Annotated in this window: 20 protein-coding genes, 1 tRNA gene and 1 pseudogene; 10 read left to right on the forward strand and 12 right to left on the reverse strand. The window is 43.0% G+C overall.

Annotated elements, in window-relative coordinates; all coding sequences use genetic code 11:
- Positions 1–32 precede the first annotated feature (32 nt).
- The 5 genes from NWE95_08530 to NWE95_08550 all read left to right on the forward strand — a co-directional run bounded on the left by NWE95_08530 (position 33) and on the right by NWE95_08550 (position 9,020).
- Positions 33–695 (forward strand): hypothetical protein, encoded by a 663-nt coding sequence (locus tag NWE95_08530; protein MCW4003941.1) that lies wholly within the window; start codon positions 33–35, stop codon positions 693–695.
- On the forward strand, positions 695–1,936 hold the full coding sequence (locus NWE95_08535) for a 4Fe-4S binding protein (protein ID MCW4003942.1): 1,242 nt from the start codon (positions 695–697) through the stop codon (positions 1,934–1,936). Before NWE95_08530 ends, NWE95_08535 begins: the two co-directional genes overlap by 1 nt.
- Positions 1,937–2,056: 120 nt before the next feature.
- On the forward strand, positions 2,057–2,641 hold the full coding sequence (locus tag NWE95_08540) for a hypothetical protein (protein ID MCW4003943.1): 585 nt from the start codon (positions 2,057–2,059) through the stop codon (positions 2,639–2,641).
- Positions 2,642–2,769: 128 nt separating this feature from the next.
- Positions 2,770–2,847 (forward strand) — tRNA-Ala (locus NWE95_08545).
- 515 nt (positions 2,848–3,362) lie between these two features.
- Positions 3,363–9,020, forward strand: a complete 5,658-nt coding sequence (locus NWE95_08550) for a DUF3320 domain-containing protein (protein MCW4003944.1) — start codon at positions 3,363–3,365, stop codon at positions 9,018–9,020.
- Here NWE95_08550 and NWE95_08555 read toward each other — a convergent pair.
- A complete protein-coding gene (locus NWE95_08555) occupies positions 9,017–9,697 on the reverse strand; it encodes an HAD family hydrolase (protein ID MCW4003945.1) in 681 nt (226 codons plus the stop codon). The two genes, NWE95_08550 and NWE95_08555, sit on opposite strands and share 4 nt — an antisense overlap.
- 214 nt (positions 9,698–9,911) lie before the next feature.
- Between NWE95_08555 and NWE95_08560 the strand changes: the two genes are divergently transcribed.
- Positions 9,912–10,145, forward strand: coding sequence for a hypothetical protein (locus tag NWE95_08560; protein MCW4003946.1), 234 nt, complete (start codon positions 9,912–9,914; stop codon positions 10,143–10,145).
- Here the strand turns inward: NWE95_08560 and NWE95_08565 are convergent.
- Genes NWE95_08565 through NWE95_08575 form a run of 3 tightly spaced genes read right to left on the reverse strand, consistent with a single transcriptional unit; the run spans position 10,132 to position 12,953 of the window.
- Positions 10,132–11,193: an ABC transporter ATP-binding protein gene (locus NWE95_08565; GenBank protein ID MCW4003947.1), complete on the reverse strand. Its 1,062-nt coding sequence runs from the start codon at positions 11,191–11,193 to the stop codon at positions 10,132–10,134. The two genes, NWE95_08560 and NWE95_08565, sit on opposite strands and share 14 nt — an antisense overlap.
- Positions 11,194–11,207: 14 nt before the next feature.
- Positions 11,208–11,927, reverse strand: a complete 720-nt coding sequence (locus NWE95_08570) for an ABC transporter permease (GenBank protein MCW4003948.1) — start codon at positions 11,925–11,927, stop codon at positions 11,208–11,210.
- 12 nt (positions 11,928–11,939) lie between these two features.
- On the reverse strand, positions 11,940–12,953 hold the full coding sequence (locus NWE95_08575; GenBank protein ID MCW4003949.1) for a substrate-binding domain-containing protein: 1,014 nt from the start codon (positions 12,951–12,953) through the stop codon (positions 11,940–11,942).
- Between the two features lie 73 nt (positions 12,954–13,026).
- On the opposite strand from NWE95_08575, the gene NWE95_08580 reads away from it, so the two are divergent.
- Positions 13,027–13,584 carry a TOBE domain-containing protein gene (locus NWE95_08580; GenBank protein ID MCW4003950.1) on the forward strand — a complete coding sequence of 186 codons (558 nt, stop codon included), beginning with the start codon at positions 13,027–13,029 and terminating at the stop codon, positions 13,582–13,584.
- A 5-nt stretch (positions 13,585–13,589) separates the two neighbouring features.
- On the opposite strand, the gene NWE95_08585 is transcribed toward NWE95_08580, so the two are convergent.
- The 5 genes and pseudogenes from NWE95_08585 to NWE95_08605 form a co-directional block, all read right to left on the reverse strand.
- The gene (locus tag NWE95_08585) at positions 13,590–13,841 is read right to left on the reverse strand and encodes a DNA-directed RNA polymerase subunit H (protein MCW4003951.1); all 252 of its coding nucleotides are present in this window, start codon (positions 13,839–13,841) and stop codon (positions 13,590–13,592) included.
- Positions 13,842–13,847: 6 nt separating this feature from the next.
- Positions 13,848–14,186 (reverse strand): annotated as a pseudogene (locus NWE95_08590) (hypothetical protein).
- A gap of 542 nt (positions 14,187–14,728) precedes the next feature.
- Positions 14,729–15,736: a hypothetical protein gene (locus NWE95_08595; protein MCW4003952.1), complete on the reverse strand. Its 1,008-nt coding sequence runs from the start codon at positions 15,734–15,736 to the stop codon at positions 14,729–14,731.
- Between the two features lie 301 nt (positions 15,737–16,037).
- The gene (locus NWE95_08600) at positions 16,038–16,538 is read right to left on the reverse strand and encodes a hypothetical protein (protein MCW4003953.1); all 501 of its coding nucleotides are present in this window, start codon (positions 16,536–16,538) and stop codon (positions 16,038–16,040) included.
- 202 nt (positions 16,539–16,740) lie between these two features.
- Positions 16,741–17,556 (reverse strand): FkbM family methyltransferase, encoded by an 816-nt coding sequence (locus tag NWE95_08605; protein ID MCW4003954.1) that lies wholly within the window; start codon positions 17,554–17,556, stop codon positions 16,741–16,743.
- Between the two features lie 204 nt (positions 17,557–17,760).
- Between NWE95_08605 and NWE95_08610 the strand changes: the two genes are divergently transcribed.
- The 3 genes from NWE95_08610 (at position 17,761) to NWE95_08620 (ending at position 20,941) form a co-directional block, all read left to right on the forward strand.
- Positions 17,761–19,050 carry a hypothetical protein gene (locus NWE95_08610; GenBank protein ID MCW4003955.1) on the forward strand — a complete coding sequence of 430 codons (1,290 nt, stop codon included), beginning with the start codon at positions 17,761–17,763 and terminating at the stop codon, positions 19,048–19,050.
- 124 nt (positions 19,051–19,174) lie between these two features.
- Positions 19,175–19,594, forward strand: coding sequence for a hypothetical protein (locus tag NWE95_08615; protein ID MCW4003956.1), 420 nt, complete (start codon positions 19,175–19,177; stop codon positions 19,592–19,594).
- 132 nt (positions 19,595–19,726) lie between these two features.
- Positions 19,727–20,941, forward strand: coding sequence for a cofactor-independent phosphoglycerate mutase (locus NWE95_08620; protein ID MCW4003957.1), 1,215 nt, complete (start codon positions 19,727–19,729; stop codon positions 20,939–20,941).
- Here the strand turns inward: NWE95_08620 and NWE95_08625 are convergent.
- The 3 genes from NWE95_08625 to NWE95_08635 all read right to left on the reverse strand — a co-directional run bounded on the left by NWE95_08625 (position 20,919) and on the right by NWE95_08635 (position 22,041).
- Positions 20,919–21,242 carry a hypothetical protein gene (locus NWE95_08625; protein ID MCW4003958.1) on the reverse strand — a complete coding sequence of 108 codons (324 nt, stop codon included), beginning with the start codon at positions 21,240–21,242 and terminating at the stop codon, positions 20,919–20,921. The genes NWE95_08620 and NWE95_08625 overlap by 23 nt on opposite strands.
- 153 nt (positions 21,243–21,395) lie before the next feature.
- Positions 21,396–21,803 (reverse strand): type II toxin-antitoxin system VapC family toxin, encoded by a 408-nt coding sequence (locus NWE95_08630; protein MCW4003959.1) that lies wholly within the window; start codon positions 21,801–21,803, stop codon positions 21,396–21,398.
- Positions 21,790–22,041, reverse strand: a complete 252-nt coding sequence (locus tag NWE95_08635; protein MCW4003960.1) for an AbrB/MazE/SpoVT family DNA-binding domain-containing protein — start codon at positions 22,039–22,041, stop codon at positions 21,790–21,792. The genes NWE95_08630 and NWE95_08635 overlap by 14 nt, the downstream gene beginning before the upstream one ends.
- Positions 22,042–22,050: the final 9 nt, after the last annotated feature.

Below are 22,050 nucleotides of genomic sequence, written 5' to 3' on the forward strand. Positions count from 1 at the left end.
CAAAATACATGAATCATCATTGCTGTGAGACGTTGGCGATTCATCGTAAACTAATCTGGGCAGGAATAATACTATTTATTGTATTAGGCTTGTTTTCCCCAATCAACTCTAGTGCCAAGGCTGAAAATAGTGTAACCTTCACACCTGCTGATAAATTCAGTATTCCAGCACTGAATGGCTCCATCAGTTTTTCAGTGAACGGTACCTGCTCAGAAGCAACACTGGAAAACAACACTTGGCACTTTAAGGATTTGGCACTCAACAATTCCCAACCACTTGGAAATCTTAAAATTTCAACACAGGACTCCAACGTTACAATATTGTTTTACAGAGCTTACAATGCCACTTTGCGGGCAGTGGCAATAAGATACTCGGTTGAAGGGCATGGAAAACAAACCATAAATTTTGGGTTTAATGAATCTCAAAAAACACGACCCGATGAGTGGAGCGTAGTTATACCAGACAGCATTTTCCTCGCGGAAGGAGACGGTTGGAATCTTTTGCCTGACAATACAGTGGTTATTCATTGCGTGGAAAGCAGGGTATCCATCGTACATTATGTGTTTGATTATCCATCCGACGAGCACCTTCCCTTCTATCAAAGACATTCCATAGCTATAGTTACTGCACTTGTAGTTGCAGCCACGATTGCTCTTGCGGTACTCATTAAAGTTAAAGGGAGAGGATTAGATTAATGTCTTGGGAAAACTCTCCCGCTTTAGTGTTACCGATTTATGCAATAATAGTGGTAGTCGGCATCGTTATTATACTTAAACTAACAAAAGATAAGACGAAACGGTTTAGCTCACTTAGGCTCTTTATCCAAGCAGTCGCTGTTGTTGCAATATTTATGGGACTTATACTTGGGCCCTTCAACTTGCCTCTGTGGCAACCTTTAGGCATTACGCCCAGAGAGCGCTTAATCGGCGCTGACCTTTTAGGTACGCAACTGCCTGACGGAATCCCTTTGCCAATTTTAGCATGCTACTACCCTAACGGACGAACCGTCACCTGCACGCTCTGGCAACTGCAAGCCTACATCTTCCCATTCTGGAACTACCCAAGAGGCTATGAGGTCTTCTACACCACAACAGGCTTAGAAAAAATAGCCATAGTTATAGGCTTAACAATCGTTGCTGCGATAATTTTAGGCAGAGCGTTCTGCGGTTGGCTATGCCCTTTTGGGCTCTATCAAGACGTCTTGACAAGAATACGCAAAGCAGCTAGAAAGCGGCATCTGAACTTTTCTGAAAAAACAAACGTCAAGCTGGGGCAGTCACGGTACATCATAATCGCCGTTTTTCTAATTCTAAGCGTCATTTTCGGTTCTTACTCCATCTTCGGCACCGAACTTATTCCTGGTACAAAACCAGGCGGACCAGAAGGAACAGAAGCAGGCATTGTTGGGTGGATTAACGAGCCGTTCTGTCTAGTTTGCCCCATGAGACCGCTATGTGTATTGGCACAATGCGGTGTCGGCGCGATGAATTATGATTACGTTTCACAAATAACGTATGGACCGTTCTGGATAGCAGGCGGTTACGTCTCATCGATAAACATCACCATCCTTATCATAATCACAATTTTAGCGTTAGCATACCGAAGGGTTTGGTGCAGAATCTGCCCTTTAGGAGCACTAACAGCGCTGTTTAGTACTTTTCCTCCATTCAAACAAATCGCCCTTACCAAACTACAGAAAAATGAAGAAAAATGCACAAAATGCGGTATCTGCAAGCGTGTTTGCCCAACCCAAGCGACGGACGTGTACGAAAAGAAAGGCGGTGACGTTACAGAATCAAGATGTATCCTGTGCGCTCGATGCGTCGAAATTTGCCCTTACGACGATACCCTCAAAATGACGTTTGCAAACAAAACCATAGTTAAATCAAGAAACTGGTTGCCTGAAAACAAAACTGCAAACATCCAAACAGACTAAATAACCGCTTATAATGTTTAACTGCATCCTTATGCGGTCATTTTTGTGGATATTACCAAATTCGTAATATCGTTTATAACAAGCAGCCGTGTATGATGCCTTGAGAAAGGAGAAGGCTACTTGCAAGTATCAGTGGAACAGATTGAACGCCAAATAATAGAATATGCAGAACACTTCTTGAAAACAGAGTATGGCGGGGGAGCTGTAAAAAAACTTGTAGAGTACACTATAAAGGCAATTTACGCTTACGACACCAGTCTCTCAGAAGTCACAGGCAACATCATCAAAATAGCGGCTAAAAGAGACATGGACATCGGCAAACTTACAGAAGCAACTAAACTAACTATAAGACATGAACTTGGCCACATCCTTGACGAAAACTTGCCTGACTTTCCTAATTTTGAAGAGTTAATAGAGCATGAGCGAATCGCTTGGGCAAACGCAAAACCGAAGACCCCAGCAGAACAATGGCGCAAAAACCTAGCCATACGAACACACCTTGACCCCCTAAAAATGCAAGCATTAGGCTTTCCATGCCCAGAAAAAAAAGTTTCTCCAGCACAGCTAAAGCGGGGAATCAACATGGAGCTTGAGCGCATGGGAAAATACAGCCCCTTTGTTGACGAGCACTTGGCGGAAAGATACGCAATGGCAAACCTAATCGAAAACCCCAGTTACTATGGACCAAACAAGAACTTTGCTTAACATCAAGTAAGCCACATCACAGCTACAGATTCTCAGCAATAAACAGAGCAGGGCTTAACTACTGGGTTTTCTTTTGTTTTCAGATGCATAATCCTTAAATGTTTTCTGTTTATGCTTAGTGTGGCTGAGGGCTGGTAGATCAGCCTGGTATGATCGCCACGTTGGCATCGTGGAGGCCCCGGGTTCAAATCCCGGCCAGTCCACCATCCCATAAACAACCTTTTTATAATTTAACAGAAAATCAAAGAATTTTCTATCCCAACTGCTTGTGGCAACTGCACAACCAACAGGGACTCAAAACACAAACAAAACACTAAAAAGCAACGTCTTAAGCAACCTGTAAGGTTGATGTGGTTCTAAGGCACGGACTTTCAACAACAACTAAGAAAAAACAAAACCCCAACAAGACATTAATCCACTGGCACATAAACGGTGAGCCCCTACACAACTGAAAAAGACCCCAATTCAGGAAGAGAGGGGAAAATACTCAGCCTGTAGGTTGCTCACCAAACAAGCAAGTACTCAACAGGTTAATTTAAGCCTTTAAGAAGCACCCGCAACAAGTTGTTTATTCAACCGAGTGCACATCCAGAATCAACTGACTCTTTTGCCAATTCAAAGTTGACTAATTGATTGTTTAACCATTCTGGGAACAAGCGTAAATATTAAAGTATCATACAACAATAATGCTAAAATAACTCTCGCGCGGATGTGCCCTCTAATGACCGAAACTCTTGCTTCCTCAGCTATGAAACGTGTCGAAGATTGGAAATCCCGACTAATCGACCTATCAAAACGAAACAACCTCCTCTACTTCCGCAAAACAAAACGCGGCAACCTCCCAATCACACAACCAGACCAACAAAAAATCTTCACAGCCCTTGTGGTAAGAAAGAACCGCCTAGAATTTTTTATTCCACTCCAAGAACCCAAATCTGAAAAGACAAACGAAAAAGAAAACGGCAAAAACAAGAACAAAACAAAAACTAAACCCAAAACAGCAAAACCTCAAGTCACCTCAGCCATCACACAAGAACCCAAACGCCCCACAGCAAACCAACTCGTCTGCGGCAAAATACCCTGTAGCGACCTTGAAAACACCCTCAAAAGTCTCCAGCGACGCTCACTCCTTGATTACCGTGAACGAGGCGTCCGTATCCTGCATGCGGCATTCGGCACTTTAAACTGGGTAGACCTTGAAACCAAAGAAAACGTCCAATCGCCACTGATTCTTGTGCCGTTAGAGTTAACGCGAGAAACAATCCGCCAACCCTACACCATTGCAGTCCCGCCAGTAGAAGATGAAGCGGTGCTAAACCCTGCTTTGCAAGTAAAATTGAAAAATGATTACAAAATTGATTTACCAGCCCTACCTGAAGAATGGGAAAATCAAAGTTTAGATGATTACTTTAACTCGGTGGAACAGGCAGTTTCTGAAATGGGCTGGAAAGTCGAGCCATCTGTTGATCTGGGACTTTTCTCTTTCCAAAAACTCGTCATATACAAAGACCTTGAATCTAACGCTGCCTTGGTTACTCAGCACCCAATCATCAAAGCAATCGCTGGTGTTAGAGACGAGAAACTAATCTTAGATAACTTACCAGACGAAAAAGATGTGGACAAAATTCAGCTACCCGCAAAAACCTACCAAGTCCTCGACGCCGACAGCAGCCAACGAGTCTCAATAGAATACGCCCTGCGAGGACAAAGCTTCGTCATGAAAGGACCACCTGGCACTGGCAAAAGCCAAACCATCGCCAACATCATCGCTGAATGCATCGCCAACGGCAAGAGCGTACTCTTTGTAAGCGACAAAATGGCTGCACTAGAAGTGGTATACAAACGCTTAAGTGAGGTGGGATTAGCTCATTTCTGCCTTGAACTCCACAGTAGCAAGGCTAACAAGCAAGAGGTCGTGGCGGAACTTAAACGTAGCTTAGATGAAAACTTGGTTCCACGCAAACTTCCTTCACCTCACGAATTTGACAGGTTAATTGAGTATCGTGAAGCCTTAAACGGCTATGTCACGGCACTCCACGAGAAGCACCAGTACCTGCAGAGGAGCGCTTATGAGGTTTTGAGCATAATTTCCAGTTTGGAGCGGGTACCCTTCGTTCCAGTTGGCTTAACAGAAATAGGAACGCTGACACCTCAAAAAATGCGCGAACTCGAAGAACTAACCATGCAACTGAGCAAGGTTTGGCAAGTAATCGAGGAACCAGACTTTCCATGGCTCGGATACCACGCTGACAAATACAACCTTGAAATCCGCTCCGAACTCCTCACAACACTCGAAAACATTAGCGCAACATTGAGAGCGCTGGAACAGGAAACTGAAGAGTTTGCCGCAGTTTTGGGCGTGTTTCCACCTGAAACTTTTGCTAGAATACAGTGGCTCATTGAAACAAGCAACCTGCTCCATGAGAGCCCCAAACCAGAAGTTTACTGGCTAACGAACCCAGACCTTGAGAAACTGATAACTGAAGCCAAAGCCTACAACGAGATGAGCATTTGGATAAAAGAAACACGCGCCAACCTGATGCAACGCTATCACCCTACCCTCTTTGAGTTGGCTCTAACAAGGTCAACGGAAATGAAGCATGCACTTGCAGCGTTAAGCAAGATGCTTCCAGCAGTCAACATTGAAGAGAGCGAATTCTTAAAGAAGCGAGAGACCTTTTTAGCATTCATAAAAAACACACAAGTCGCCGCAAAGAAATGGAATGAAACAGCGCAAGCTCTCGCGCCACTGCTTGGATTAGACGGAACGGACTTAACGGTTACACAGTTAAAACAGTTATCCCGCATCGCACTATTGTGTTTTGCTGATGATAAACCTGAACCCCAATGGTTCGACGCAAAATATCTAGAACAAGTCCAAGAAACAGTAGAGAAAGCAAAACTGCAATATCAAGAGTACAACTTGCTCAAAAGCAGATTAGAAGAAACTTACAGCGACGGCATCTATGAATTAGACCTCGACGAACTCATAACACGATACAGTGGACCCTACCAGAGTGGGCTTAAAATTTTCAACTCAACCTACCGTAAAGACCAAAAACAAATTGCAAAGATAACAAATGACGGTAAAGTTCCAAAAGCAATACTGAACGATTTAATTGATGCACGAAGAGTCAAAAAACTGCAGGCAAAAATTGAGGCTTCAGCTGAAACCGTCCGCTCGTTACTTGGTCACTATTATCACAAAACCCGAACAGACTTCAAAGGCGCCGAAAAAGCCATAGAGTTAACAAAAGAAGTCAGAAACCTGTCATGGGCAACGCAGATACCTGAAACCTTACTTAAGATACTAACCACACCCACAAATCCTTCACCGATGATCAAGAATCTAGGTCAAGAGCTACAGGCATCTATTGAGAAGTGGGAACAGCAAATCAAAGACATAGAATTCCTCTTACCAGCGAAACTGTCAAAAGCAGATGCCGCTGTTACTCAGACGCCCATATCAGTGCTGGATGAATGGGTGACGGAAACAGAAAAGCACCTCAATCACCTATGCGCTCTAACTAAAGAAACGCTAGCGACAAGCAAACAAGAACCCGAAAACTACAAGCAACTTTTAGATGACCTCAAGAACGCTGAAGACATGCAAAAGAAAGAAGCAAAAATCATAGGTGAAAAAGCTCAACTGCAAGAAAAATTCGGTAGCCGCTTCCAAAGCCTTGAAACAAACTGGCAAGACATACTAACTGTGCTTGAATGGTGCAGAAAGGTTCAGGGAGTATTCGGCGATATCCCTGTGCCAGAGGCATTCGCAAGTATTGCCGCAAAAGGACCAACAGCCGCACCTTCGAATGAGGAGTTATCCAAAAAACGGGACATAGCACTAACTGTTTTGGCTGATTTTGGAAAACGCTTTGAAAGTGAAATGAAGTATCAAAACCAGTTATTGAAAGACTTGGAAATCCAAGTTATAAGTGAACGAATCCAAGCCTTCCGTGACCGCGTGGATGACTTGCAGGTTTGGATTGACTTTAAAGACATAAAAAACCGTTTTGCACTGCGAGGTTTAGATCAGTTCTTTAACCGTCTAGTTGAACAGAAGATTCCAGCAACTGATTTGGTGCCTGTTTTTCGACGAGGTGTCTATCAGGAATGGATAAACAACCTCTACAATGAGGACCCTAAACTGGGCAGGTTCCGCAGAGAGAACCATGAGCAACTAATCGCTGACTTTAGAAAACTTGACCAAGAACTTATCCGTCTTACCTCAAGCATGGTTATTGAAGCAGCCAACAGCAGAAAACCCCAAGACATCCTAATCCAAGCCGCTGACACAGAAGCAAATATCCTGTCAAAAGAGGCAGCCAAGAAGAGGCGATTGATGCCAATCCGCACGCTCATGCAAAAGATACCAAACTTGCTAGTTAAGCTCAAGCCATGTCTGCTGATGAGTCCAATTTCAGTCAGCCAGTTCCTTCCGCCTGACGCGAAGTTTGATTTGGTTCTCTTTGATGAGGCTTCACAACTTGTTCCAGAAGATGCCATCGGCGCAATCTATCGGGGAAAAGCCGTTGTTGTAGCAGGCGATAATAGGCAGTTGCCGCCCACGTCGTTCTTCCAAAAGAACCTGCTTGATGACGTTGACTGGGATGAGCTAAGTGATGAAGACGTAGAAGTCTTCGACAGCATTCTAGACGAGTGTTTAGGTATCGGCTTGCCAGTTAAAACTCTTCGTTGGCACTACCGCAGTAAACATGAAGGGTTAATCGCGTTCTCAAATCACCGTTTCTACGATGACACACTGATTACATTCCCAGCGGCAACAGCGCAACATGACAGTTTAGGCGTAAAACTTGTCTACGTACCCGACGGAATCTATGATAGGGGCGGCAAAAGAGACAACCCAAGAGAAGCCGAAAAAGTAGCTGATTTAGTCTTTGAACACTTCAAAAACTACCCAAAGAAAACATTAGGTGTCGTAACATTCAGCATTGCACAAATGAACGCAGTTGAAGAAGCCATCGACCGCCGACTAAAAGAAGAACCAGAATTTGAGCAGTTCTTTAAGGAAGACCGCTTGGAAGGCTTTTTCGTTAAGAACTTGGAAAACGTGCAAGGTGACGAAAGGGATGTCATATTCTTCAGTGTTGGGTATGGTTATGATGAAAATGGCAAAATCACTATGAACTTTGGTCCACTAAATAAGCCAGGTGGAGAACGACGGTTAAATGTTGCAGTAACACGGGCACGCGAGAAAGTATTGTTGATTACTTCGATTAAAGGTTCAGATATTGATCCAGATGCTCAAGCGCTAGGCGTTCAAACACTACGCACCTACCTTGATTATGCCGAGCAAGGACCTGAAACTTATTCAGCCAAACGCAAAGATGGAGAGTTTGACTCAATGCTAGATGAAGACATCGCCGCTGAAATTAAAAAGATGGGCTATGATATTGTTCCGCAAGTAGGTTGTAGTGGATACAAGATAGACATAGGTGTGGTTGATCCTGTTAATCGGGGCAGTTTTCTGCTTGGTGTAGAATGCGATGGTGAAACATACAGGTCAATCAATAGCGCACGGGACCGCGACAGATTACGCGAACAAGTACTGAGGCAACTGGGCTGGCGTATTCACCGCGTTTGGTCTCCAGCTTGGGTTGCACGCCGCGACTCTGAAATCCGAAGATTAAAAGAAGCGCTTGAGCAAGCCCAAAAACAGCAGATAGAAAAGTTCTCTCAAATACCAATCGTTGACAAAGGTTCTGCGCCCTCAGTTGATGTTCAGAAAATCCAGTTTGCAGGAATCGAAAAGATTGGAGTGCCCTACAAAGTTCACCCGCTTAAAGCAACTTACAGTCCCTACATCAAGGTTACCACAGCAAAATCCACATACGATTCAAAACAGAAAAACCAATTCCACTTCCCGGAGAACCGTGCAAACCAAACCAAACTTCTATATGAACTCATACAAAACGAGGGACCAGTTCACTTTGATTATGCTGTTGAACGTTTAGCTGCCACATGGGGTATAAAGCAGGTTACTCCGAAAATTGCGCATGCCGTCAAAGAGGCATTAAACAATCTGATTCGGGAGCAAAAAGTTGTAATTAAAGGCAGGTTCCTCTGGCCCCCGCAACTTAAAGAAACTCCTATTCGTGTTCCGATACAGGGCGTTCCAGAGTCTAAACGTAAGGCTCAGTACATTCCACCCGAAGAGATTGAGGCAACTATGAAGATAATAGCGCAATATGCTTTAGGCATAAGCGACGATTCATTGATTAATGAAACAGCCAAAGTGTTTGGAATCAACCATTCAGGCAGTGAAGCTAAAGAAGTGTTCTCTGAAGTTCTAAAGAGGCTGATTAGGGAAAGAAAACTCGTCTGCAAAGATGACGGCGTAATTACCGCCGCTTAATCCTCATTTAGTTTCTTTATTAAAGTCGGCAAATCAGTCATTACTGTGATTATATAGTTTGCGCCGCTGGTTTTTAGTTGCTCAACAGTAGAGAAACCAGTCGGAAAACCGACAGCGACGGCTTTGAGGTCTTTAGCACTCTGCATATCTGCGGTACTATCTCCCACAATCACAGTAGCTTGTGGTTCCACACCTAAAGTTTTAAGCGCTAATTCAAACTGTTCAGTGTTAGGCTTAACATATTTCACTCGGTCTCTTGGAACCGTAATGCTGAAATACTCATTAATTTTGAAACGTTGCAGAATGTAGTTGGCTGCTTTTTCGCTATTGGAAGTGCATAAGCCCATTTTGAGATTCATGCGCTTTAACTCTTTTAACGTTTCAACTGCTCCTGGCAGCAAACTTGTAGTTGAGGCGGATTCAATTTCATACGTCTCTGCAATAGCCAATGTTTGATTGCGGATTTGCTCGAATGTTTCGGCTGATTTTCCTTTATTTTTCATCAAGATTTCTGCTTTTTTCAGCATTTCAAAAATACTTTCATTAACGTTTAGAACCGAAGCGGGAACGCCTATCCGCATCAAGTAGTCTCTGACTTCTGCGCGCAAAGCTTTGTAGTCTAGGTTAAAATGGGCAAGGGTTCCATCTAAATCGAATATTACTGCTTGAATGGGCACTATTTGTTAGCTCCGTTTTGTGTTGTTCGCGGGTTTACACTTCGCTTACAGAGATATACTTTGTGGTTCGTCATCGTTTTTATGGAGTTATTGTAATAACAACTTTTAGGGGCTTCCGCTGGATTACAGGTAGCTTCACGGGTTTTGTTATTAGTTCTCTTGTGTTTTTGCGGTAAACTAATAACTGAAATAGCGTATTCACCGTTGATACAAAATGAATTTAGATGAGTACACAAAAGAGAAGCTCTGGCAATTACTCGTCGAAGCCGTTCATGCATCAGTGATGTACCCAACCCACAAAGCCTACGTTCGAGACTCAATTCTACCTACCAATGTTGAAGTTACACCGGATGAACTTGTGCAGAGACTCGGTATGCCGCTTGGCGAAGCATTAGTGATTTTGAGTGAGTTGCAGCCAGACCGAAAAATTCAGCTTAGAGGACACTGACGCTCGAAGCTTTAAATGCGATATAAACTTCAGAGGCCAAGTTGAGGCCCATCTCTTTAAACGACCTCTTAGTAATCTGAACCACAAAAACTCTGCCCACATTCACTTTAATCTTAACAAGAGCACCCGAATCGGTTATCTCGCTGATTTTGCCCCTAAACACGTTTCTGGCGCTTGATTGAATAGGGCTCATTGAGAGGATGATGTCTTGCGGGCTGACAAAAATCGATGTTTCGCCGTGGCTTTGAGTTGTAACCTCAATATGCACGCCGTTACCGATGTCCACTATCGTTGTCCCTTCTGCTGATGACTGAGCGACTCCCCTGAAAGTGTTATCGACAGCGGCAAAACTTGCCAAGTTCCTTGAAAGCTTCCCGAAAATATCCACTGGCAAACCCACCTCGGTAATTCTACCATTATTTATCAAAGCGATGCGACTGGGCAGAACCTTGGCTTGAAACATATTGTGGGTTGCTACGACAATTGTTGTTTTTAGCTCCTGATTGATTTTTACTATTGCTTCTTCGATTATCTGAGCGTTTTTCGGGTCCAAGTTTGCTGTGGGCTCATCCAAAAGCAAAAGTTTAGTTTTCAACACCAACGCTCTGGCTATGGCGACTCTTTGCTGTTCTCCGCCTGAAAGCTTTTTCGCCGAGCGCTTCTCAAAACCCTCCAGCTTCACAATTTGAAGCGCTTCTTTGACTGCCTCATCGCACTGTGATTTCGGAATTTTTCTAATTTTTAACCCGTAAGCCACATTATCGTAAACTGAAGCATCAAAGAGAGCGGTCTTTTGGAATACTAAAGTGCTTTGACGGCGGAACTCTTCAGCATTTTTCTGGTTGACATTTATGTTTTCGAAGGTTACTTCTCCCCCAGTCGGGTGCTCAAGGAAGGCGAGAATTTTTAGTATTGTGGATTTTCCTGAACCGTTGGGACCAAGCAAAGCCAGGATTTCACCTTGGTGAACCTGCAAGTTGACATTATCCAACGCCACAGTATCAGCGAATAATTTGGTTACATTTTTTAATTCAGCGATTACACTCAATCTGAACACTCTCCTTACTGAGGCGACCTCCAAACAACCAGAGCCATTTTGATTCGGCGAGCACCAATTACTACAATGTTAATTAAGAAAACAATTATCATCAATAGTATTCCTAGCGCAATTGCGAAACCAATATCGTTTGTTTGCGTGTATCTAGAAATAGCTGTTGTCAAGACATCAGTTAACCCTGCTATGTTACCGCCCACCAGCAACGCCACGCCTAACTCAGCAATGGCTCGGTTAAAGCTAGCAATGTTTGACAGTAACACTCCGTTCACTGCTTCTTTTAAAACGACAATTGAGGCATGTGATTCTGAAGCACCGAGCGTTTTTGCAAGAGTCAGGATTTCTGGGTCAACTGATTCTATTGCGGTTATCAAAATACTAATCAGTATTGGAGTTACAAGAACGGCTTCGCCGATGATAATGGCGGCTGGTGTATAGAGCAAACCCAAAAAGCCTAGTGGTCCGCTCTTTGAGAATATTAGAAAGAGAACCAAACCCAACACTACCGTGGGTATGGCTATTAATGAGTTAAAGAAACCTTTCACGATGGTCTTGCCGCGGAAGTCTCTTAAGCCGATTAGCATAGCGATTGGGGTTCCCCATAACGCAGCCAAGATGACGGCGACTCCTGAAAAAAGCAGTGAGCGATAGACTATTCCGTAAAGCGTTGGGTCTCCTGTTATGATTAAGCGTCCAGCTTCTATTATACCGCCAAGTACATCGACCAAATTTGTCGTCCTCTAAGTGTAGAGTTCTGGGTAGCCATTTCTGTATTGCTGTGGACATTCGGTGCCGTTAAAGAAAGCGGCGCTTTGTATCCAACTTACGATTGGTTGTGGCGCGTTATCTTTTAGTGGTTGCACTGCACCGTAGAATAAGCTTTGACCGTAGTCTGCTTTGCCGTAGTTTTCTATGAACTGTTGCGTTTCAGACGAAACCAGGTACTTTATGAAATCCATTGCATCAACATAGTTTATCTTGTCGTGAATGGTTTGGTTTGCTGGCACCGTCTGGTTTACTGCCATGACGCTGTAGACATTAAGTAAAGATTTTTCTTCAGTTAATAGGGCAGTTAACGAAATTGAGTTGTCTTTTTCGAATTTGAGGAATGTACCTATGTCTGATAATGTGTAAGCGTTTTTTTGGTCAGCCACAGTTAAGGTTGCTCCCATACCTTGACCAACGTTGGCGTACCATGGTTGCGTTGAGATTTCGGTATAGTTGTAACCTGCGGCTTTCCAGAGGGCTTGCTCTTTGCTGTGCGTGCCTGAGTTGTCGCCTCTTGAAATCCAGATTTTGGTTTGTCCTGACTGGTCAGTAAGGTTTCCTCCGTAGTTGGCTATGGCTCTGAGTGCTTGGTTTGTGGCTTTGCCCTCTATTCGTGCGGGGTCGTTTTCTGGCCCAACTATAGTGAAGTAGTTGTAGGCGATGATTTTGCGGTTTAATCCCCAGCCTTGCTCGAGAAAGGTTAGTTCTTGGGCGGGTGCATGGACAAGGATGAGGTCTGCGTCGCCGTTTTTGGCGTGTTGTATTGCGATTCCTGTTCCTGCGGCTATGATGTTTATGTCTATGTCTGTGTGTTTAGTTTCGTAGTCTTTTTCGAGTAATTCGAGGAGCCCTGTATCGTATAGGCTTGTGGTGACGGATATTATTAGACGCCTTTTGGGCGATAGCTCAAAATATGCTATTGTTCCCGCTATAACAACGATTGTTGCAAGAACTGCTGCGGCGAGTAGTTTTTGCCATGTTTTCATGTTAAGCTACCGTTGTGTTTGCTCATACATATCATTAACCTTATAAACCTTACCACAAATAACTTAAATTGAATTGTTAGCCAACAAAAAACATAAACTTTCATGCAAGGCGTGGATTGAATATAAAGGTAAACCCCTAATTGGTAAAGGCGGGGCAGAAATTCTGCAAACAATTGATGCTGAAAATTCGATTTCTAAAGCGGCTGAAACGTTGGGTATGTCTTACCGTTACATGTGGAACTACATACAAGAAATCCAAAGCGCCATGGGCCAGCAGATTGTTGAAACCTATAAGGGTGGAAAAGCTGGCGGTGGCGGTGCGCGGTTGACTGCTTTGGGCAAAAGTTTGCTTGATGAGTATAAGCAAGTGGAGGATTATTTGGATAAGGTTTTGTCTGCTAGTGGTGTTTTGGAGTTGGAAGGTTTGAAGTTGAGTGCGCGGAATCGTTTGAAGGGTAAAGTTGTTGCCGTTGAGAAAGAAGAAATAACGGCGAAAGTTAAGGTTGAAGTCGCAATGCCTGTAACCATAACATCAGTGATAACTAAAGATGCAGTTGAGGATTTAGATATTAAAGTAGGCGATGAAGTTACTGTAATCGTGAAATCAACCGAAATCATGATTGCGAAGTAGGTTTCTTATTCTACTACGTACCTGTAGGTTACGTGTTCGCCTGCTGTTTGGCTTTGTCGTGTGATTTTGAGGACGTCGCCGGGTTTTGCGCCTATTACTTTGACTGCGGGGTCGCCTGATTTTATTTGTGGCATTTGGTAGGGTTTGACTTTGAATTGTGCGAGGAGTTGGTTTTTCTCTTTTTCGCTTAGGATTTCGTGGAAGGGCACTAGTGCATGTTCAAAGATGTCGAAGACGGGGAAGGATTTTGGTAGCAATTCGACGTTTTTCTTTTTTGCGCCAAGTTTGACTGCGTGGGTGTAGCGTCCTTCTGTGACTACGATGGCTCGGTCGATTTCTTTTTCTTTCATTATTTTGTAGAGGGTATTCATTGCTGCGATACCGACTGTTGCCTCGCCTAGAATGCACCAGACTAGTGCTTTTTCTTTGTCTTGTGGAATTTCGATGATGTAGGCGTATGCGCCTTCATATTTTTGTTTTTCAATTAGCTTGTACTTTCTAAGCTTGATTAGGACTTCTGCTTTGCGTTCTTCGATTGTTTGAACTTTCGTTTTCAAACCACAAACCTCAAGGTGAGAATACTCGCAACCTAAAACAAACATTTACCCTTAAACTTTTCTCTTTAAAAGTACGGCGAAATCAACGAAAAACGTTCTATTTCTAAAAATTAAATGTTTTACTGATTTTTTGTATGTTTTTTGAGAAAAACTAGCCGTTCTGGGGTTTAGGGCATTTTTAGTGGTCTATAACAAGGGCTTCTATTAGAAAGAGGGGAGCAATAACGGTTGCGATTTTTTTCTATAGCCCCCTTATTTAGGGGCGGTTTAACGCTGCGCCGCTAAAGTTCTGTTGCTCTGCCAGTAGACCCTATCCCCCTATATAAAGAGCGGAATTTTCAGGGATTTTTCAACATATCTTTGGAGCGAAAAAGCCGCCAATATAGCCTACCCCCTATAGGTTTCTGCATAGAGTTTCTAATAGGCGGCAAATAGGTTCGCGCAACCTACCCCTCTATTAGTTTCAACATAGAACCACTAATAGGCTCCAAATATGCCCGCAAAACAATAGCCCCCCTATAGGTGTAGGGCATAGGTTGACAATTAGGATACTTATATGCCGATTACAACAAAAAATAAAATGGGGTTTAGAGGTTCTTTTTTTGAAGCTTGTTTTGGATTATCAGTGCTGCGCCTAAGAAGACAAAGCTGAATGCCCACAGGTTAGGGTTGTGCAGTGGACCAATAACTTCGTACCATACGCTTGGGTGTGCTTCGTAGCCGCCTGTGACGAAGTAGAAGATTGTGTTGAAGATGAAGTAGCTTCCAAACGCTATCATGACCGCGCCGAGCCATGTGAGGTTGACTTTGAAGGGTTGTTTTTTGATTGCTGGAAGCAGGGTTACCAGCGCCGCTATTGCGATGGCGAGTAAGCCAAAGAGGGTTACGGCGAAACTGACAAAGTTTGTTGGGTTGAGTATGAAGTCCCAGCCAAAGAGTTGGTTTGGTCGCTCGTAAGGCACTGTGGATGCTGCCCAAAGCATTGAGTAGTCAAACCAGAAAACCACAAACACGTAAGCTAAGCCTGTTAGGGCGCTCCATTTGAGAATAACTTCCTTTGACACGTCACGTTTTATTGATGCTCGAAGTTTAAGCAGTAACGGCGGGACCACAAGCGCGATTATAAGACAAGGGATTGCTGTACCGTAGAGTAGAATGCGTTCGGGTGTGTGGTCAAAGTAGAATAGGTATTCAGTGGTTGGCAGGTTGTATGCGAAAGCTGCAATTACTGATGGAATAAGCATTAAGAAGAATGCCGCTTCTATCAGGAGCGCTCGGCTAACATTTTTGCGTATAGTCGGCATGGCAGTGTCTTTTTTCTTCCAAAACAGGTAAGCAGCATAAACCGCTAGCACTCCTGCGATTGGGCGAAGCCAAGTTGCTATGCCGCCAGCTACGCCTTCGCTCCCGTAGTAGAGTACACCCCACCACCAAGGGTTCTGCGAGATTAGGTTGTAAACGTATTGGCTGGTTGCTAAGTGCACTAAGAAGCCTATTCCGTAAATTGCAAAGTATAATCCGTATGCAAGGTAAATTGTTGCTGCCACTAAAATCCAGAAACGTATGGAGCCAATTCTTTCTAGCCATTTTCCCATCGGTTTTCACCGTGTCATGAGTTAGCTGGCGGTTATTTAGTTCTACAGTAGGAACGTTTCGTTCCAAATCTGGAACAACGTACCAAGGAAGATTGGTGATTTGGACTCGGTAGCGGAAAAAGCACTCACTAGCCTCCAGCTTAATTTCCCCGCCTTCAGCCTCAGCGTACCTCGATTTCCTCATTGTCCGAACCAATAGAAAACCTACAAACTTATTTGCGTTTTCCCATCTAATCACGTTAAATAAGATAACACCTGACCCCCCTCAAAAAATTTAAGTAAAAAAAGATGGCAAAATTTTCTATACTGGTTTTAATGTTACATGGAATGTTGCTGGTCCGCCGGGTGGGATAACAAAGAACACAGTGTAGCTCTGTTGTGTTGAGTCACTGAAAGTTTGTGTGTATGGTGCGTTGGCGCGTATTTCGAAGTCAGCGCTTTGTATGTCACTTATAATTGGATATAGGTCGCCTGACTTGCAGATGTTGTTGGTTCCCTTATCCCAGTAGCCCTTATAGATATAGACATCTGTCCAACCGTTGGCGCCACCAGGCATCTTTGTGGCGTTAATGGTTAATTGCCATTTTTCGTTTGCAGCTATCGTAAAAGGCACATAAACGGTAGGTACTGAACTGTTGAGGAATCTCAAGCAATCACTTGTTCCGCTAACCGTGAAATCAAGTTGCCCAGTAGGTGTCCGAGGCGCTTGACTTGCAGGAGTTAATAGAAAAACCCCGGCAACGATAGCTAAAGCACATATGACCACTGCAATAGCGAGCAAGCCTATTATCTTCTTATTCATTCTCTGCCTCCATCACATTATATTTTCTTTAAGGGACTTGAAGCCATCCTAAATGAACCTTTGCCAAATCTTACTTAAAGCTGGCAACGCTACATATTATTCACATAATTAATAAATCATATCGCTAAATGCTTTTTGAACTTTAACAAACTCCAGAGAGCATGTCTCTAAAACTCTTCGAAATTTGAAATGCAACAAACGCCTACTTTTCTTTTTCAAAGCTGTAGTAGGCTATTCCTTCTTTGTAGTCAGAGCTGTAGTGAAGAAGCTTCTCTCTGTAACTTAAATTATTCATGTACTGTATAATTTGGTGTGCGTCTTGGGTCAAGACTTCGACCATAACCCTAGGAGACCCAGCCCTGAGTGTGTTTGCTAACCCTTGTAATACAGCGTATTCTGCGCCTTCCACATCTATTTTAATCAGGTTCACATGTGTTATCCCTGCTTCTGCCAACACGTTATCTAACGCTCGCGCCTGCACCACACAGTAGCCTTTTCCTGAATCCTCTTTAACGCTGTTCTTCGCTGAATCTGCACCTATAAACAACTCAAGCTCAGTATCGTAAGCAAAAGCAGCAATGTTTAGCGGAATGCAATTTTGTATTAAGTTTAGTTTAATGTTTTCTAAGAGTAAATTGTAATTGTCAGGGTTTGCCTCGATTGCTACTACTTTACCTTTATCGCCAACTTTCACACCAGCTCTGATTGTGTAACGTCCAATATGTGCTCCAACGTCAAGAAACGTCATGCCCTTCTCCCACTCAAAAAAATCAGCCAGTTCCCGCTCCCATACATTCGAAAAAACAAAAAAGTCAAAGACTGTTCTAATACGGAATTTAACATCTGTCTCTAACGTCAATCCCCTAACAGGCAGGTCAAATATTGACCTAAGCCTCAGGGGACTACGATTCCTAAAAAAGCTTAGAATAAATATACCAAAAATTTTTGCTACATCTTTGAACGTTTTTCCACTTCTAGCAAAAACAAACGCTGACTTAAAATCAGTGTAGAATTTCAACTCTGCGGCTCTCCTGGTTCTTGGAACGCAGAAAAAACTGTTTAACTCTATTTTAGTTGCTAGTCAAACAACTATTAAAACATGCTTGAAAGCTACCGCAGTAATGGTTACCAGTAGGGAAAGTTAAAAAGTAAGGATGAGTAGTTACAAAATGGTATATTTTTGCCAAATCCATGGTTGACTTATATTCTTCTTTTAAATGCTATGAACAGACTAAAGTGGAACGAAAAGAAACTGAAAGATTACCAAAATCTGCAGGTTCGCCGAGTAATTTACAACGCATTTGAAAACGTGCCTTTTTATCGCCGCATATTCCAAGAAAAAGGCATTCATCCCTCAGACATTCGGGGAATAAACGACCTACATAAAATCCCCATCTTTAAAAAATCTGATTTAAAAAAGCTACCCTCTCAAGATTTAATCTCAATTAAGAAAAATCTCAGTAGCCTCAAAAAAATTACAACAGGCGGATCTACAGGAAAGCCCTTCTCTATATACTTAGACAGCAATGAAGATGCATGGCGTAAGGCAATTTATTTACGTGCAAACATTGCATGCGGACAAAAAGCGAAGGATAAATGGTTTACTATTATTGATGTCCAATACTCTAGTGGAAGAAGCAAGCTCCAAGAACTCTTTGGTTTCTACATTCGGAACATTGTTCCAATCACTCTAGATAGAGATACAAGATTAAAAATTATTCAAAATCAAAAACCCGATGTATTGGACGGTTTCCCAAGTGCATTATTTCTTCTGGCTAAAGACTACGAACAGAAAGGCGGCGCACCGATTGAGCCTCGGTTGATATTTGGGTCAGGGGAATTAGTGGATAAACACAAAATTTCTTTTCTTCAAAAAATATTCAAAGCACCCTATCTGGATCAGTTTGGATGCACAGAAATCGACAGGGCAGCTTGGCAATGCGTCAAGCAAGGTGGGTACCATATGGACGTAGATTCAGTAATCATGCAGTTTGTAGACGAAGAAGGCAACGAAGTTAGTGCTGGTGAAGAAGGAGAAATCGTTTACACAAGCCTTTTCAACTATTCATTTCCCATTCTCAGATATAACATCGAAGATGTCGGGGTTTCGATTAATGAAAAATGTAGTTGCGGAAATAAACTTCCATTGATGAAGTTGATGATGGGAAGGCAGAACTCGTATTTGGTGTTTCCTGGTAACCAGATTGTTTCTCCGATTGATTTTATCGAAGTCCTTGGCGCGTTCAAACTTGAGCGGGAAATCGAACAGTACAAGGTTATTCAAGAAAAAATCGATTACTTGCGTATAATCATACAAAAAACGAATCCTAACGTAGACGAGAGGAAAATTCGAGAAACTCTCACGGAAAATTTGAAGAAATTCTCAGAAAATCCACTGTTAAGAGAAGCGAAATTTTCTTTTGATATAGATTTCGTTGAAGAAATACCTCGGACTTCTAGAGGAAAATTGAATGTAATTTCCTCTAATGTTCCAATATCATTCGCTATGTAAACAAAACAGCTTACGTTTCATTGCTGCATAAAATCAATTTTTTCAGGCAAAACTTTTACGTGAATAATTTCGTCGCGTCTTGGAAGATTTTTAAGCAGTCAAGTCCTATTAATAATGAACAACAATGGTATTCAATCACTTTAAATTTTTACACGATTTTTCGGGTAGAAAGGGGTTCGCTGCCAAGTTTGCCACTATTGCTGTTTTAATATTATTGATTGGTTTGCTGGTTTGGCAGCTTCCTGCAATAACCTCTTTTTTTGAAGAAGTGATTGGAGGGGGCGCTGAGGACGGGTATTCTACGTTGAGTTTAGTGCCGGGTGTATCCGTTACGTATTCTTATGCCAATGATGCATTTGTTTTTAGTTATCGTATGACACCAACAGATGAATCAGGCTTGTTTTACGTAGCCAAAAATGTTGAGCAGACCCGTTCTTTTCCAGCAGTAGCAGGAGCCAAATACTCGGCGCTCGGCTTAGAGATGCGGGTGTCTTCGGTGACACCGAATCTTTTAGTTCTTTTAGTGAAACCTATCGCAGAATAGCCCCCACCGTTCGTGAAATTTCTAAAATCTGGCGCTAAGCAGATAAATACACGGTTACACTATTCAATGAAACATAAAAAAAGCAGGGTTCAGGCTGGTACCCTTGGAAAAACGCTTGGAGCAAAGAGCTAAATGAAATATTTACTGGTTGTCGGAGACGGCATGGCAGATTACCCAGTGCCAGAACTAGGCAACAAAACGCCGCTTCAGGTGGCACGCAAGCCACACATGGACTCCATAGCCGCCAAAGGTAGAAACGGGCTAATCAAAACCGTGCCTGACGAATGCACGCCCGGCTCAGATGTGGCTATTTGTTCAGTTCTAGGTTATGACCCAAAAATCTACTGCACAGGCAGAGGCGCGCTAGAAGCACCATCCAGAGGCATAGAGTTGGCAGAGAATGATGCGGCTTACAGGTGCAACCTTATAACCGAAAACAACGGTGAAATTGCTGATTATTCGGCAGGTCACATAACCACTGCAGAAGCAGCCAAACTCATAGAAGCAGTAAAGAAAGAATTCGCGAAGATAAATGGCATCGAGTTCTATGTGGGCTTAGATTACAGACACTTTTTGATACTGCGAAACTTCCCCAACCCAGAGCTTATCGAGTGTACGCCGCCACACGATGCTATCGGAGAAAAGGTTTCAGCGGCTCTGCCAAAAGCGAAATCACCCAAGGCCGAAAGCACTGCACAAATGCTCCGAGACCTGATTAACTGTTCTAGAGGAATTCTAAAGTCGCATCCTGTGAACCTTGCAAGAGTAAAAGCAGGCAAAAACCCAGGCAACCTAATTTGGCCATGGGGCGGCGGCAAAAAACCCTCCATGCCCACGCTAAAAGAAAAGTACCTTGTAAAGTCAGCGGTCATCTCTGCGGTTGATTTAGTGAAGGGCATTGGAACTTACGCTGGCATGCAAATTATCACGGTTCCTGGAGCCACGGGCTTGTACAATACTAACTATGAGGGCAAAGCAGACGCGGCGCTAAAAGCCCTAAAGGACAATGATTTGGTTTTTGTGCATGTTGAGGCACCAGACGAAGCGGGGCACGTTAAGGATTACAAGCTGAAAGTGAAAACAATCGAGGACTTAGACAAACGGCTACTCGGCAGAATTCTCGACGGCATCAGAGAGCCATGTGCGGTGGCAATTTTGCCAGACCACCCTACGCCTCTAAAAATCGGTACGCACACACGTGACCCTGTGCCTTTTGCCATCGCATCGCCCAACCTGAAGCCTGACGGCGTTAAAGCATTCGATGAGGAATCAGCCAAGAAGGGCGCCTTCGGCTTGATTGAGAATGACTTTTTACTTTCTCTTTTCATTTCTTCAGCGAAAAATTAGTTAGCTTGCAATCTGCTTTTGAGTCGATGTCTTTTAAACGTTTGTTTATAACCTCTTTGATTTCAGGGTCATCTTCATGGCGGGCGGCTTCGGTTAGAAGTTTTTTTGCTACGTAGAAGCTTTTTTCTCCAAAGAGTTTAGCGAATTTGCTTGAGCGTTTTTCCAATAGGCGAAAGTAGCGTGGCAGGATGCACACGAAGTTTAACGGGTAGCGTTTGCTTTTGTCTAGGTCTACTACGACTAGTTGGACGCGGTCGAATGGTTGGTTACCTTTTTTTATGGCGCATAGTTTTAGGTTCATTTTGCCCCTCGAGCCATTGTTAACTTCTTAAGTTTGTGGTAATTATAGGTGCAACTCTTTATCATCCTTTCAAGAACCCGCGTCATATTAACGTTCCTAAAAACCGACACAAATCGTCAGGGAAAAACTTCAGTAAAATAGCGCTCTGTTCTGTCAGAGTTGAATTCGTTTTATCTCCTTTACAACATCAATATCTTTATCGTCGCTTATGATACTGTTTAATTTTCTATCGGCTGCTGAAGCGATATGGATAGAATCCCTAGGAGACAAGTTATATTTAGTCATAAGCGATTGAGCTTGGCTCAAAATGTTTTCATCCACGCTGATGAATTCTAGGTTGAGGAACCCTAACAATTTTTGACCTTGACTTATTGCTTCACTCATCCCCATAGTTTTCCGAACTACCCAAACGACTTCATCCCAAGTCAAAGTTGATGTGTACGCATGCAGTTTGCCGCTCTCTATATTTATCAAAATTTCTTTAGCTTTCTTTACTTTAGGCTCTACATCAGCAGTGTACAAAATTGGATACAGGAATACGTTAGAATCAACGTAGGCCATGGCGCTCTTCGACTTCTGAAGTGATTAACTCTTTAATATTCACTCGTTTTTTTAGCTTCGGAGAAGCGGTACTTATGAAGTATTCAGTATAGCTACCTTTAACTTGAGGCTTCTTGATTACAATTTCTTGATCTCTCAATTCAAGGGTTACTTCAACGCCGGGCTTTAATCCAAGGGCTTCTCGCATTCGTTTAGGGATTACAACTTGTCCCTTTTGTCCAACATTTTTTGTGGGCATTTTGTTCCA

The sequence above is a fragment of the Candidatus Bathyarchaeota archaeon genome (assembly GCA_026014725.1).
Lineage (GTDB): Archaea > Thermoproteota > Bathyarchaeia > Bathyarchaeales > Bathycorpusculaceae > Bathycorpusculum.